Genomic DNA, 14820 nt, shown 5'->3' on the forward strand with positions numbered 1-14820 from the left:
TAGGTACTCCCATCATGGGATTGGATGTATGGGAACATGCGTATTATTTGAATTATCAGAATCGCAGGCCAGACTATATAGCTTCCTTTTTTAATGTTGTGAATTGGTCTAAAGTTGCTGAAAATTACAACAAGCATAAATAGAAGAATCTATACAATAATAAAAGCCGTAACGTTTAAACGTTGCGGCTTTTTATTTGAAATAAAGTTGAGATTTACACAATAGAAAAGGGCGGAGAAGTCTCCACCCTTTTCGTCCCAAATCTTACCATAAACTTAACCTACTTATGCTATGGCATCACTAAATTACTGGTATTGTGAGAAATAACAAAGAAAATTAAGGAAATTTTGGACAAAGCGTGAGGAACAAAGTCTTCAATAATTTAAAAAAAGGAATAAAAGAGAGGCTAATTCTTTGATACTCAGAAATAAAAAAGGCAGGATGAATCCTGCCTTTTTTCCCCAAATCTTACCATGAACTTAACCTACTTATGCTATGGTCCTCCAAAAATAGAGTAAGTGCCTGCTGAGAAAAAAGGTTTTGGACAAACGCCGTTTTAATTGGTTGAAATACCATTTGAGAAGGATCTGTTTAATAACCTGGAAGAAACGGACTACAAAAATATAACTGATCTATGTATAAAATGCTTAAAATAAAAAAGGTGGAGAAGTCTCCACCTTTTTTGCCCCAAATCTTACCATGAACTTAACCTACTTATGCTATGGCATGACTAATGTAACTTCCTTAGGTCCGGAAAGACGATAAAGCCGATTAAATGCAGATATTATCGATGAAATGCATAAAAGTGTGTATTTCATCGATTTTTGGGGTTAGTAGGCGCGTTCGTTCTTTCCTTCATAAAAATTAATAAATGCTTTGTTTACGACCTTATTTCCACCGGGAGTGGGATAGTTGCCTGTGAAGTACCAATCTCCTAAATTCTTGGGACACGCCTCGTGCAGATTTTCAATTGACTGATAGATGATCTTTATCTCTGCTTTAATTCCGGCAGGACTTAAAAGCTCGCCGATTTTCTGCGAGATCTGTTCTGCATTGAATGGGGCATAGAATTCTTTTACATAATTGATGATCTCTTCATCCGTCTTGTGATATTGGTCCTTACATTTTTTATAGATCTCATCTACCACATGCAGGCTTTTGTGTTCCTTATGTAATTCGAGAGCGGCTTTAAAGGCAATAAAGTCTTCCAGTTTAGCCATATCTATACCATAACAATCCGGATAACGGATCTGAGGAGCGGAAGAAACCACAATGATCTTTTTGGGTGCTAATCTGTCGAGAATCCCTAAGATACTGTTCTTTAAAGTAGTTCCTCTAACTATACTGTCATCAATGATCACCAGGTTATCGTTTTCATTCACAGAACCGTAAGAGATGTCATAAACATGGGCCACCAGATCATCCCTGCTGCTATCCTGGGTTATAAAGGTCCTTAACTTGGCGTCCTTAATTGCTACCTTTTCAATTCTCGGCCGTATATCCAGGATCTCGTGAAGTTCTTCACTAGAAATCCCTGAACCTTTGGCCAGGATCTGATCTTCTTTTTTCTTGTTTAAATAATTCTGCGCCTCCTTTACCATTCCAAGAAAAGAAGTTTCTGCTGTATTTGGAATATAGGAGAAGACTGTATTTTTTATATCGTGGTCTATAGCGGTCAGTATCTTGGGAAAAATCAACTTTCCTAATTGCTTTCTCTCCTGGTAGATCTCTTTATCACTTCCTCTCGAGAAATAGATACGTTCAAAAGAACAGGCCTTCCTTTCCAAAGGTTCCAGGATCTTTTCTAACGTAACCTTCCCGTTCTTTTTAATTATGAGCGCATGGGCTGGGTCTATTTCTTTTACGGATTCGTATTTTACATTAAAGACCGTCTGTATAGCTGCTCTTTCTGATGCAACTACTACCACTTCATCATCCTGAAAAAAGTAGGCCGGCCTGATCCCTGAAGGATCTCTTAAAACAAACGCGTCACCGTGTCCTAGTAATCCCGCCATGGCATAACCACCGTCCCAATTCTTTGCAGCCTTCTTTAGTATTTTACCTACTTTAAGTCGTTCTGCTATCAATGGGGATGCCTGCATTTTGTTATACCCCTCTTTTTTTATTTGCTTGTATAACTTGGCCACAGCATCATCCAGGAAATGACCTATTTTTTCCATGACCGTAACTGTATCTGCCAATTCCTTTGGATGTTGGCCCAGCTGCACCAGATTATCGAATAATTCGGCAACATTGGTCATATTGAAATTCCCGGCAACGATCAAATTACGGTGCATCCAGTTATTTTGTCTTAGGAAGGGATGAACGTTTTCAATACTATTCTTGCCAAACGTTCCATAACGAACATGCCCTAATAGTACTTCGCCAATATATGGGATGTATTTTTTCTGAGCTTCGGCATTGTCTGTGCATTCCGGATGCTCCAAGAAGGCTCTATTGATTCTGTCATTGATCTGGGCGAAGATATCTTGTATAGGTTGCGATTCTACAGATCGTACTCTGCTCATATATCTTTGTCCTGCCGCCACATCTAGCTTAATGCTAGCAAAACCAGCGCCGTCTTGCCCACGGTTGTGTTGCTTCTCCATCATGAGGTACATCTTGTTAACCCCATAAAAAGCAGAACCGTATTTCTTTTTATAGAAATCTAGTGGTTTTAACAAACGTATTAGGGAAATCCCACATTCGTGTTTAATAGCGTCACTCATAATTCAAATCATAAAAAAAGCCCCGTAATGACAGGGCGTTATTTTAACTCAATATCGAATTGTGTTAATTGTTTAAACTGATCTAGCCTTCTATCAACTTCTTCTTTGGTAAGTTGCAACATTCTTTCTGTGCCAAACTTTTCAACACAAAAAGAGGCCAGGTTCGACCCGTGGATAACCGCATTTCTTAAATTGTTAAAAGAGATATTTTCTGTTTCGGCAATATACCCCACGAAACCACCTGCGAATGTATCACCGGCACCGGTGGGATCAAAGACCTCTTCCAGGGGTAAGGCGGGAGCAAAGAACACCTCATCATCATGAAACAAAAGTGCTCCGTGTTCTCCTTTTTTAATCACTACATATTTAGGGCCCATGGCCTGTATCTTTTGAGCTGCTTTGACTAAGGAATATTCATTGGTAAGTTGTCTGGCTTCTTCATCATTAATAGTGATCACATCAGTATGACGAATGACCTCTTTCAATTCGGGCATGGTATTGTTCATCCAGAAGTTCATAGTATCTAGTGCAATCAGCTTAGGTTTTTCTTCCATTTGCTGAATAACATTAAGTTGCAGATTAGGATGCAGGTTGCCAAGCATTAATACATCCGCATCCTTAAAATTGGAGGGTACTTTTGGATCAAAATCGGCTAGGACATTCAGATCAGTTATAAGAGTGTCCCGGCTATTCAGATCATTGTGGTACTTTCCTTTCCAAAAAAATGTCTTTCCATTCTTCACGATCTCAATACCTGAGATATCGATCCCTTTATTTTTCAAAAGATCTAAATAGGATTGTGGAAAGTCGTCCCCAACAATAGATACTATGGCAGAATCTAGCTTAAACTGGGCTGCAGCAAGACCAATAAATGTTGCGGCCCCACCTAGGATCTTGTCCGTTTTTCCAAAAGGAGATTCAATGGCATCAAATGCTACTGTACCAACAATTAAAAGTTTGCCCATAAACGACGTTCAAATTCGTTGCAAATATACGCTTTTGTAATTCCCTAAATGCCTCTGGAAAACGTTAAAATAAAGCGGATTATTTTCTGCCAAAATCGGCAGGAATCTCGCCCCAGGCGGCAGTTTCCCATTTTACAACCGGGGTGTTGTAAGAATTTTCCTTTAACCAGGTAACGGCCCTTTCAATTAGATTAAACAAGGCCTTGTTCCTGGCACTGGGCTGCAATTTTGTATTGCATTGCTTTTTTCTCACCCAACTTATAGCGGTTCTGGAATCGGTATATATTATCCGATCAGACTTTCTTTCTTTCAAATAGGCCAAACCGTGTACGATGGCGAGGAACTCACCAATATTATTTGTCCCTTCAGGGAAAGGACCTTGCTTAAACAATCGTTTTTTGGTCTTTGTGTCTACGCCCTGGTATTCCATAACTCCGGGATTTCCACTGGAGGCAGCATCAACAGAAATAGAATGCATGGTGGGGTCCCCAATTTTTAAAAGATCTTTGGCAGACAAGCCAGGATCTTTTTTCTTTTTGCCTTTATAGGCTTCATAGGTACTATCAAAGGCCTCTTTTGCTTTTTCAAAAGTAGAGAATGACATATACTGAGCTCCCTTTACCCCTGTAATCTGGGACTTACATTCCTCCCAACTGTCATAAATGCCGGGATTCTTACCCTTCCAGACCACATAAAACTTCTTTTTACCTGCCATTATCTACCTAATAGTAAATCTTCAATTACCTGAGGGAAGTGGATCTGTTCCAAAAATTGCACTTTGGTCGTAATTTGATCTACAGTTTCCTCTTCAGAGATCCCCACTTTGAATTGCCGAATGATAGCCCCTTTATCATAATGCTCATTTACATAATGGATGGTGATACCAGTTTCAGATTCCCCCCGCGCTTTTACCGCAGTATGAACATGTCTGCCATACATACCTTTCCCTCCGTATTTAGGTAGTAGGGCCGGATGGATATTAATGATCTTCCTTGGAAATGCCTCCACCAATTCTGACGGGATCTTTAGTAAGAAGCCAGCCAACACAATAAGATCTGGTTTTATACATTTTAATAATTCCAAGACAAGAGGGGAGTTTGTAAATCCGGCTTTATTAAAATAAAAGGCCGGCACTCCTAATTTATTACAACGATCTATGACATAGGCATCGCGTTTATTAGTAAGAACACAAGAAATGGTAATATCAGAATGTCCTGTAAAATACTTTACAATATTTTCAACATTGGAACCTGAGCCTGAGGCAAAAAGGACAATACGCTTCATTTCTACTAATGTATTTTCCTTAGAATACAGGAGATAGATAGGATTCTAAAGAAAAAATTAAGATTTGGGGAAGCCCCGTAACAATATCTCTATGGAAATAATTTTCCACTCAATATTTATGGTGCTAAAGTAATACACTTGCCATTAAATTTCTTAAATTACCCCACAAATTGGCTTCATATAGTGTATTTCCGTTAAAGTTTTTTATTTTTGCCAACAATTAAAAATTAAAACCAATAAAATTATGTCAGACATTGCATCAAGAGTTAAAGCAATTATCGTTGATAAGTTAGGCGTGGATGAAAATGAAGTAGTTGCAGAAGCTAGCTTCACCAACGATCTGGGAGCAGATTCATTAGACACTGTTGAGTTGATAATGGAATTTGAAAAGGAATTTGATATTCAAATTCCGGATGATCAAGCAGAAAATATCGCAACCGTCGGCCAAGCTATCAGTTATATTGAAGAGGCCAAATAAGTAATGATATCAGGAACATGATGTGAATTATCCATGTGGTTACCATGCTGCATGGATATTTTTTTTTAATTTTCACCTGGTATAAGTACTACCTATGAAACAAAAATTGGTTCCATGCAGTTAAAACGAGTTGTTGTTACCGGACTAGGCGCTCTTACGCCTATAGGAAATACCCTGGGTGAATACTGGGATGGCCTTAAAGCAGGAAGAAGTGGCGCTGCTCCTATTACCTATTTTGATACGGAGAAATACAAAACAAAGTTTGCTTGCGAAGTCAAGAATTTTGATCCTCTGAATTTCTTTGATAGAAAGGAAGCCCGAAAACTAGATAGATTTGCCCAATACGCTTTGGTATCTTCGGATGAGGCCATATTGGATGCCGGCCTTGATCTAAACATTATTGATAAATTTAGAGTCGGCGTTATTTGGGGCGCAGGGATTGGAGGGTTAGAGACCTTTCAAAATGAAGTGATGGATTTCGCTAAGGGAGATGGAACTCCAAGGTTTAACCCATTCTTTATTCCTAAAATGATCGCTGATATTGCCCCTGGTAATATTTCCATAAAACATGGTTTTATGGGGCCAAATTACACAACGGTTTCGGCTTGTGCCTCATCGGCAAATGCCATGATAGATGCCTTGACTTACATTCGTTTAGGACATTGTGATGTAATCGTTACCGGAGGAAGTGAAGCCGCAGTAACGCTGGCGGGGATGGGTGGTTTTAATGCCATGCACGCCCTTTCTACAAGAAATGAAAGTCCGGAGACAGCCTCCAGGCCTTTCGATGCTACAAGAGATGGTTTTGTTCTTGGAGAAGGAGCCGGAGCATTGATCCTTGAAGAGTATGAGCATGCAAAAGCAAGAGGAGCAAAAATATACGCAGAGATCATTGGTGGAGGAATGTCTAGTGACGCCTACCATATGACCGCTCCACATCCTGAGGGAATTGGTGTAGTGCGCGTAATGGAAAATTGCCTCCGAGATGCCGGTTTAAAGCCAGAAGATGTTGATGCAATAAATACTCATGGAACCTCAACACCCTTGGGTGATGTGGCAGAATTAAAGGCAATATCGCAGGTCTTCGGAAAACACGCGCCAAATATTAATATAAATTCAACCAAGTCAATGACGGGTCATTTATTAGGTGCCGCCGGAGCTATTGAAGCTATTTCCTCTATTCTATCAATGCATTACGGATTGGTGCCTCCCACCATTAATCATTCTGTAGTAGATGAGAACATTGATCCCACTTTGAATTTAACACTGAACAAAGCTCAGAAGCGAGACGTACATGTAGCCATGAGCAATACATTTGGTTTTGGTGGTCACAACGCTTGTGTAGTCTTTAAAAAAATCAGCTAAGGATTAATGAATTTTCCCTCTAATATATTCAATTCCCATTCCAAACAGGATGGGGATTTTTTTTTGGGGATAACAAATATCCTGGGGTTTAAACCAAAAAAAATAAGCATCTATAAGAAGGCCTTCCTACATCGTTCGGCAAACATTAAAGATAAACAAGGCAACCCCATGAACTATGAACGCCTTGAATTTCTCGGAGATGCAATGTTGGGAACAATTATATCGAAGCACTTATACAATGAGGTGCCTGGCGGGGACGAAGGATATCTTACCAAGATGCGCTCCAAAATAGTTAGCAGAAAGCATTTAAATGAGCTTGGGAAAGATCTTAACCTACTTCACTTTGTGGAAAGTAGAATACCGAAATCGCATTTTGGAGATAATATTCATGGCAATGTATTTGAAGCGCTTGTTGGCGCTATTTATCTGGACCGGGGTTATAAGTACTGTGAACAATTTATAGAGGCCCGTGTCATAGAACCCTATGTAGACATTGAACAATTAGAAGGGAAGGTGATCAGTTATAAAAGTCTTTTGATCGAATGGTGCCAAAAGCATAAAAAGGACTTTAGATACAATGTTTATGAGGATACCGGGAAAGACCCTTTGAAACATTTTGCCGTAAAATTCAGTATTAATGGCAAGGTGTTGGCCAAGGCAAGAGCAACTTCCAAAAAAAAGGCGGAAGAAAAGGCCTCTAAAAGAGCTTTTTTTGCTTTACAACACAAAATAGAAAATTCTTAGATTCCGCCATACTTGAGTACGCAAAGGTTTGCGAAACCTATTAAACTAGATAAGGCCTTCAGGCACTAGGCAAGTAACGTTATATATTATATATTTACATCTTAGGCTTTTTTATGGGAGCAACCCTGCGGATATATGAGGATTTATATGACGAGGAATTTTCGCTGGTTGGTATTCATACCAACTTGGAAGATTATGCCCTTGTTTATGCGTTGAATGAGGTTTTGAAGATCCAATTGAAAAGATCATCAGAAGACCTAAGCTTTTCTTCCACCATTTCCTATCCTTGTTTCGAATGGAAAGACGAATTGTACGATCGAAACTGGGCCCTGTTCATCAATACTTGTATCACCTCTCAGCAAACTAAGCCAGATGACCTATTCCCGGAAGAGCTTTCTTATACCAGTCATCATTTGGTGCCTGAACATAAAGAAGTTAATTATCTCTTGAAGATGGATGATTACGAGTTGCATTCTGCTCTGCTAAATAAAATTAAGGCCATCCCAAAGGTAGTAACAGCCTATGCCATTGCGACAGAAAAATTAAAATCTAAGCCCAACCTAATTTTCTAAATAATGCCCAATAAGAAGAAGACAAAAATCGTGGCCACTTTAGGCCCCGCTTGTAGCGATAAGGAAACCCTCAAAAAAATGATAGAAGCAGGGGTTGATGTATTTCGCATCAATTTTTCGCATGCCGATTATGACGATGTGAAGCAACGGATCAAAATGATCCGGGATTTAAATGAGGAACTGGGAATTTATACAGCTATTCTGGGCGATCTTCAGGGTCCCAAACTAAGAGTAGGAGTTATGGCAGGTGAAGTTGTGGTTTCCCCTGGGGACGAGATCACATTTGTAACCGGCAAACCCTTTGAAGGAAACGCAGAGAAGGTTTATATGAACTACGCAGAGTTCCCGAGAGATGTAAACCCTGGTGAACGCATTCTATTGGATGACGGGAAGCTTATGTTTGAGGTGCTTACCACTAATAAAAAAGATGAGGTAAAGGCTAAAGTGATTCAGGGCGGACCTTTAAAATCCAAAAAAGGGGTAAACCTTCCAAATACTAATATTTCCTTACCGGCACTTACCAAAAAAGATATTAAGGATGCCATTTTTGCCATATCGCTTGAAGTAGATTGGATTGCACTGAGCTTTGTTCGTTTTAGTCAGGATCTGATCGACCTTCAAAACCTGATTGCCGAGCATTCTAAACACAAGATCCCGATCATTGCTAAAATAGAAAAACCAGAGGCAGTTGAAAATATCGATAAAATAGTATCGTATTGCGATGGACTTATGGTTGCCCGAGGTGATTTGGGCGTAGAAGTTCCCGCACAAGAAGTTCCTTTGATCCAAAAAACCTTGGTACTTAGGGCAAAAAGGGCAAGGATCCCCGTGATCATTGCCACTCAAATGATGGAGACCATGATCACCAGCCTTACCCCTACCAGGGCAGAGGTAAATGATGTGGCTAACTCAGTGATGGATGGCGCAGATGCTGTAATGCTATCCGGGGAAACATCCGTAGGGAATTATCCAATTCAGGTAATTGAGAAAATGTCTAGCATCTTACAAAGTGTTGAAAATTCCGAGCTTATTCAGGTGCCTCAAGAACCACCACATATCAGAACAAAAAGATATATCACCAAAGCTGTTTGTTTCCATGCCGCTACCATGGCCAATGAGATAAAAGCAACGGCTATTTCAACTCTCACGAATAGTGGGTATACAGCCTTTCAAATATCGGCCTGGAGACCTAGTGCTCATATTTTAGTCTTTACCTCTAATAAACGAATTTTAACTCAGCTAAATTTACTTTGGGGCGTAAAGGCTTTTTATTACGACAGATTTGTGTCTACGGACGAAACAATAGAAGACGTTAATAAAATAGCTTGTCAGAAAGGATTTCTAGACACCGGAGATATGCTTATTAGCCTTGCGGCGATGCCAATCAAAGCCAAAGGCATGGTGAATACACTCAGGGTTACGGAAATAGAGACCTGTAGTTTCTAAGCTTACAGATCGAATTTCAATTGTACCGAAACCGCCTCTTCTTTAATAACTTCCTTACTGCCACTATTTAGGTTAGAAAGGGAAATACCGAGTAAGCGGACCGAATTATCCAAGGAATCCTGATACAATAGCTCCAAGGCAGTATTCAAGATCAGCCTCTTATCTGATACAAAATAGGGAAGTGTCTTGCTTCTTGTTTGCAGGGTAAAATCACTATATTTTATTTTAAGGGTAACCGTCTTTCCTGCCACACCAGAATTTTTAATTCGCTTTTCCAACTCTTCAGTTATATGCATCAATCGCTCCTTCATAAAAATTTCACTGCTGAGATTTTCGCTGAAAGTACGTTCGGCTCCCAACGATTTTGGAATGCGATGGGGTTTTACGGTACTCAGATGTATTCCGCGTACAATCTGAAAATAATGCAAGCCACTTTTACCAAAGTGTTCTTTTAAAAAATCTTCTGTTTTGTTCTTAAGATCGAGACCGGTAAAAATACCAAGCTGGTACATCTTCTCTGCCGTTACTTTACCAACTCCATGGAATTTTCTAATATCCAGACTTTCAAGGAATGGTATTACCTCTTCCGGATTCACTGTTTTTTGACCATTAGGTTTGTTGATATCACTAGCCACTTTGGCAATGAATTTATTGATGGAAATGCCAGCAGATGCCCTTAAACCTAGTTCTTTAAAGATCCTTTCGCGGATCTCTTTGGCGATAAGGGTAGCAGAAGGATTGCCTACTTTATTGGTGGTCACATCCAAATAAGCTTCATCAAGGGAAAGTGGTTCTACTAAGTGAGTGTAGTCGTAAAAGATGGCCTTTATCTTTTGTGAGATCTCTTTGTAGCGATCAAAGCGCGGCTTTACAAAGATAAGCTCAGGGCATCTTTTTTTAGCGCTGAATCCACTCATAGCACTCTTTACTCCAAACTTCCGGGCCTCGTAGCTGGCAGCAGCTACCACACCTCTTGCGGCTCCTCCGCCTACTGCCACAGGTTTTCCCTTGAGTTCCGGATGATCTAATTGTTCTACAGAGGCATAAAAAGCATCCATATCCACGTGAATAATTTTCCGGAGGGGGAAATCGTACAGCATAAACAAATTTAAGTCATATCTTAGTTTTATGGAGGGGTCAAAAAAAAGCGCCATCATTCTGGGAGCAACGGGCCTCACAGGAGGCCTATTGTTAAATGAATTATTGGAAGACCATCGTTACGATACTATTAAAATCTTTTCAAGATCGACTTCCCAAGTGCGCCATCCTAAATTGAAAGAATTTTTGGGAGATCTTCTCTCTTTGTCCAATTTTAAGTCAGATTTTAAAGCAGATGAGGTCTATTGTTGCATTGGGACCACCAAATCCAAAACGCCCGATAAAGAAAGGTACAGGAGTATAGATTATGGGATACCTGTAGCTGCAGCACAATTATGTAAGGAAAATGATATAACTATATTCCTCGTAATTTCTGCACTTGGTGCGGATGCAGAAAGCGGGATTTTTTACAATAAGATCAAAGGGGAAATGGAAAAAGCTGTTTTAAAGCAAGGGATAGCTCATACCTATATTCTTCAACCTTCCATCATTGGAGGGCAACGAGAAGAACGCAGGTTGGGGGAGTGGATCGCAAAGAAGTTGTTTATAGTTTTTAATATTTTACTGCAGGGTCCTTTGAAGAAATATCGTTCCATACAAGCTTTATCAATTGCCAAGGCGATGATATGGCTGGCAAACAACAGTTATTCAAAAAATAGGATCATTTCAGATGAAATAGAGAATATGGCTCATTATGATTGAGATAGAACGAAAGTATTTGGTCACTTCCAATGCCTATAAGTCAGAGGCCCATGCCAAAGTAGAAATTATACAAGGGTTTCTAAGTACTCATCCGGAGCGCACAGTGCGGGTGCGCCTAACTGATCAAAGAGGATTTATCACAGTGAAGGGAAAAACAGACCCGGATGGAACAACCCGTTTTGAATGGGAACATGAGATCTCGTCAGAGGAGGCAAAAGGTCTATTAGAAATATGTAAAAAAGGCACGATCCATAAACTAAGACACCTTGTAAAAAGTGGTTCTCATGTGGTTGAGGTTGATGAGTTTCACGCTCAGAATAAAGGCCTGGTGATCGCAGAAATTGAGTTGCAACAGGCGGATGAAACCTTTTTAAAACCCAAATGGCTGGGGATAGAAGTTACAGGAGATCCCAAATACTATAATTCACAATTAAGTAAAAATCCATATTCGTCATGGAAAAAGTAAAGAACATTCTCATTCTCATTGCTCTAATCATTTTCGCCTTTGGATGTAAAGAAATAGGAAATCATGATCCAGAACCTACATCTATCAAAAAGCAAGATTCCGTTATAACTACAGCTCAATTAAAGAAAGCACTCACAGAGAAGGGATATGAGATCTTTGATTATGTAGACCCTAAAACCGGTGATACTGTATTGATGCAACAGTATTTTATTGCCTTTTTAAAAAAAGGTCCCGTTAGGTCCCAGAGTAAAAAAGAAGCAGACAGTTTACAAACCTTACACCTCCTTCATCTCGGAAGGATGTACGAGCTGGGATATGCCGATATTTCCGGACCCTTTGGGGATGATGGTGATATTCGCGGGATCACTATTTATAATACCCCAACACTGGCATTCGCAGATAGTTTGGCAAATTTAGATCCTATGGTGCAATCCGGGAGATTACTGATAGAGGTGCATCCCTGGTGGGCTGCCAAGGGATTTCCTTTACGATAATTTAATGTTAGGATTTAAAAAGCGCTCTTAAATTGCTCCAGGAAGCGTAAATCATTCTCACTGAGGAGGCGTATATCAGAAATTTGATGAAGCAAAAGAGCGATCCTGTCTATCCCCATTCCAAAAGCGAATCCCGAGTATTCATTAGAATCTATACCACAATTATCCAGGACATTCGGATCTACCATCCCGCAGCCCATGATCTCTAACCAGCCAGTTCCTTTTGTCATCCTATAATCTGTTTCGGTCTCCAGGCCCCAATAGACATCTACCTCTGCACTTGGTTCAGTAAATGGAAAATAGGACGGTCTTAGACGAATCTTAGACTTACCGAAGAGCTCTGTGGTAAAGAATTGAAGGGTTTGTTTCAGATCTGCAAAAGACACATCCTTATCTATATACAAACCTTCAACCTGGTGGAAAAAACAATGTGAACGGGCAGAAATGGCTTCATTTCTATAAACCCTTCCAGGAGAAATGGTCCGGATGGGAGGTGTGTTGGTTTCCATATAACGCACTTGTACGGAGGAAGTGTGTGTTCTCAGCAAAAGATCCGGATTGGTCTGAATAAAAAAGGTATCCTGCATATCTCTTGCCGGATGGTGTTCTGGTAAATTCAGAGCAGTAAAATTATGCCAATCGTCTTCTATCTCCGGTCCTTCTGAAACATTAAAACCGATTCTTGAGAAAATATCAATGATCTGGTTCTTAACGATGGAAATTGGATGCCGTGTGCCCAGTTCAAGAGGTTCCCCGGGGCGGGTAAGATCACCATATACCAGCTTCTTACCCCCTTTTGCTTCCAAAGAACTTTTGAGAGAATTGACTTTCTCTGTAGCGAGCACCTTGAGTTCATTGACGGTTTTACCAAATTCCTTTTTTTGATCATTTGGCACCTGTTTGAATTCCGCAAAAAATTGATTTAAGATCCCTTTTTTACCGAGGTACTTAATTCGGAATGACTCAATAGTATCTTTAGAAGTGCTAGAAAATTCCTTTACTTCTTTGATATGTTCTTTTAACTGATCGATCATTTGATGAATCCTTTGATAACAGCGATCAAAAATACTGGTTTTTTAGGTTCACATTGCCTCTGGAAGAAGAAATGTAAGTTTTTATGCTGCTTCCGAATTAGACATAATGTATTTAACACAAGCATCAAAATTTTTGAAAATATGTTCATTCGGGACAAGATCCGGAATGATATCAATACGCTCCATCATATATCTGGGTTGATCCAGGACCCTAACAAAAAGCACAGTGACTTTCTTGTTTCTTAGATCCTGTAGCACATCTTCCATAGCATAGAGTCCGGATTGGTCCATATATTGCATCCTTCCCAGGCGTATGACCACGGTTGTAGCCGTTGCAGGAATTTGATCTGCGAGAACCTGGAAATCGCTTGTAGTGCCAAAGAATAAAGGCCCTTTTATGTGCTTAATAAAAACTTTTTCCCGTAAATATTTTGGAAAACTCTTCTCATCAGCCCATGCTTTTTCCTTTGCCAGTGCCTTTACATCGGATCTATGCGCAGTAAGGTCTCCTATTTTTTTCATAAACATTAGTGATGCAATCACTAAGCCTATTCCAACAGCATACACAAGATTCCAAAAAGTAGACAATAACATGACAATAAGCATTATCATTACTTCAGAACTCAACTTTATTGGGCCAATAGAAATATCTCTCGGTAAGCTGGGGATGGCCTTTAATCCTTTGTAATCCATGACACTTATTCCAACAGTAATTAAAATTCCTGCTAAAACGGCGGCAGGTATTTGCGATGCCACCGGCCCCATGGCCAATAAAATTAGGAGTAAAAGTAATCCTGCGATCATCCCGGATAACTTTGTTTTTCCTCCGGAATTAATATTTATAACCGTTCTGATGGTTGCTCCGGCTCCCGGGATACCGCCAAAGATGGCGGCAATGCTATTTCCTATTCCCTGCCCAACTAATTCTTTATTAGGATTGTGTTTGGTCTTGGTCATGTTGTCTGCCACCACAGAGGTTAGCAATGAATCAATAGATCCCAGCAGAGCAAGAGTTAAGGCAGTAAAAATATAGGGTGTTATAGCCGTGAGTTGAAAATTGGTAATAATCTCTAAATTAGGAAGTGGAAAACCTTCGGGTATTGTTTCAATAGGTCTGTAGTTAAGGCCAAATCCATACGCGACACCAGAAACCACAACCAATGCTATCAATGTGCTGGGGACTGCAGTAGTTATTCGCTTAAAGCCATAAATGATAATAATGGTAGCTAAGGCTAAAATCAATTCCAAAGTATTCATATTGCGCAAGGCTCTAGGCAATACAGTAATGGCTCCCATTACCCCGGATGCTTCTTTGGCAGCCAATACCTGAGCTTCCTTAAGTATAACATCCTCAGTGATTTCACCGGCCCTTTCAATGGTTTCCTCAAAATCTTCCAGGACCAAAATACCCTCTCCGGCTTCCTCTCTTAATATGTTTTCCAG

16 protein-coding genes are annotated in these 14820 nt (G+C 40.0%); 9 read left to right on the forward strand and 7 right to left on the reverse strand.

Features of this window, described 5'->3' with window-relative positions:
- On the forward strand, positions 1 to 143 hold a 143-nt coding region (locus tag Q0X72_RS09550; protein WP_297764563.1), incomplete at its 5' end, for a Fe-Mn family superoxide dismutase.
- Positions 144 to 830: 687 nt separating this feature from the next.
- On the opposite strand, the gene Q0X72_RS09555 is transcribed toward Q0X72_RS09550, so the two are convergent.
- The 4 genes from Q0X72_RS09555 to Q0X72_RS09570 all read right to left on the reverse strand — a co-directional run bounded on the left by Q0X72_RS09555 (position 831) and on the right by Q0X72_RS09570 (position 4978).
- A complete protein-coding gene (locus Q0X72_RS09555; protein ID WP_297764528.1) occupies positions 831 to 2729 on the reverse strand; it encodes an amidophosphoribosyltransferase in 1899 nt (632 codons plus the stop codon).
- 38 nt (positions 2730 to 2767) lie between these two features.
- Positions 2768 to 3694: a PfkB family carbohydrate kinase gene (locus Q0X72_RS09560; RefSeq protein ID WP_297764531.1), complete on the reverse strand. Its 927-nt coding sequence runs from the start codon at positions 3692 to 3694 to the stop codon at positions 2768 to 2770.
- 79 nt (positions 3695 to 3773) lie between these two features.
- A complete protein-coding gene (locus tag Q0X72_RS09565) occupies positions 3774 to 4409 on the reverse strand; it encodes a ribonuclease H family protein (protein WP_297764534.1) in 636 nt (211 codons plus the stop codon).
- Positions 4409 to 4978 carry a phosphoribosylglycinamide formyltransferase gene (locus Q0X72_RS09570; RefSeq protein WP_297764537.1) on the reverse strand — a complete coding sequence of 190 codons (570 nt, stop codon included), beginning with the start codon at positions 4976 to 4978 and terminating at the stop codon, positions 4409 to 4411. The genes Q0X72_RS09565 and Q0X72_RS09570 overlap by 1 nt, the downstream gene beginning before the upstream one ends.
- 244 nt (positions 4979 to 5222) lie before the next feature.
- Here Q0X72_RS09570 and Q0X72_RS09575 point away from each other — a divergent pair, with 244 nt between their 5' ends.
- From Q0X72_RS09575 to pyk, 5 genes are all read left to right on the forward strand, one after another.
- Positions 5223 to 5456, forward strand: a complete 234-nt coding sequence (locus Q0X72_RS09575; protein ID WP_009778413.1) for an acyl carrier protein — start codon at positions 5223 to 5225, stop codon at positions 5454 to 5456.
- A gap of 114 nt (positions 5457 to 5570) precedes the next feature.
- Positions 5571 to 6821: a beta-ketoacyl-ACP synthase II gene (gene fabF / locus Q0X72_RS09580; protein WP_297764540.1), complete on the forward strand. Its 1251-nt coding sequence runs from the start codon at positions 5571 to 5573 to the stop codon at positions 6819 to 6821.
- Between the two features lie 6 nt (positions 6822 to 6827).
- Entirely contained in the window at positions 6828 to 7565 is a 738-nt protein-coding gene (rnc, locus tag Q0X72_RS09585) for a ribonuclease III (RefSeq protein ID WP_297764542.1), read from the forward strand.
- Between the two features lie 113 nt (positions 7566 to 7678).
- Positions 7679 to 8137: an IPExxxVDY family protein gene (locus Q0X72_RS09590; RefSeq protein WP_297764544.1), complete on the forward strand. Its 459-nt coding sequence runs from the start codon at positions 7679 to 7681 to the stop codon at positions 8135 to 8137.
- A gap of 3 nt (positions 8138 to 8140) precedes the next feature.
- Positions 8141 to 9583, forward strand: a complete 1443-nt coding sequence (gene pyk, locus Q0X72_RS09595) for a pyruvate kinase (RefSeq protein ID WP_297764545.1) — start codon at positions 8141 to 8143, stop codon at positions 9581 to 9583.
- 2 nt (positions 9584 to 9585) lie between these two features.
- Here the strand turns inward: pyk and dinB are convergent, their stop codons facing one another.
- On the reverse strand, positions 9586 to 10683 hold the full coding sequence (dinB, locus tag Q0X72_RS09600; protein ID WP_297764547.1) for a DNA polymerase IV: 1098 nt from the start codon (positions 10681 to 10683) through the stop codon (positions 9586 to 9588).
- A gap of 28 nt (positions 10684 to 10711) precedes the next feature.
- Here dinB and Q0X72_RS09605 point away from each other — a divergent pair, with 28 nt between their 5' ends.
- From Q0X72_RS09605 to Q0X72_RS09615, 3 genes are read left to right on the forward strand one after another with little or no spacing between them, the layout of a single operon-like run.
- Positions 10712 to 11383, forward strand: coding sequence for an NAD(P)H-binding protein (locus Q0X72_RS09605; RefSeq protein ID WP_297764549.1), 672 nt, complete (start codon positions 10712 to 10714; stop codon positions 11381 to 11383).
- Entirely contained in the window at positions 11376 to 11849 is a 474-nt protein-coding gene (locus Q0X72_RS09610; RefSeq protein WP_297764552.1) for a CYTH domain-containing protein, read from the forward strand. The genes Q0X72_RS09605 and Q0X72_RS09610 overlap by 8 nt, the downstream gene beginning before the upstream one ends.
- Positions 11837 to 12343: a hypothetical protein gene (locus Q0X72_RS09615; RefSeq protein WP_297764555.1), complete on the forward strand. Its 507-nt coding sequence runs from the start codon at positions 11837 to 11839 to the stop codon at positions 12341 to 12343. The genes Q0X72_RS09610 and Q0X72_RS09615 overlap by 13 nt, the downstream gene beginning before the upstream one ends.
- A 14-nt stretch (positions 12344 to 12357) precedes the next feature.
- On the opposite strand, the gene pheS is transcribed toward Q0X72_RS09615, so the two are convergent.
- Positions 12358 to 13377 (reverse strand): phenylalanine--tRNA ligase subunit alpha, encoded by a 1020-nt coding sequence (gene pheS, locus Q0X72_RS09620; protein WP_297764558.1) that lies wholly within the window; start codon positions 13375 to 13377, stop codon positions 12358 to 12360.
- An 81-nt stretch (positions 13378 to 13458) separates the two neighbouring features.
- On the reverse strand, positions 13459 to 14820 hold a 1362-nt coding region (locus tag Q0X72_RS09625; RefSeq protein ID WP_297764560.1), incomplete at its 5' end, for a SulP family inorganic anion transporter.

The organism is uncultured Muriicola sp., from assembly GCF_947258935.1.
Taxonomy (GTDB): domain Bacteria; phylum Bacteroidota; class Bacteroidia; order Flavobacteriales; family Flavobacteriaceae; genus Muriicola.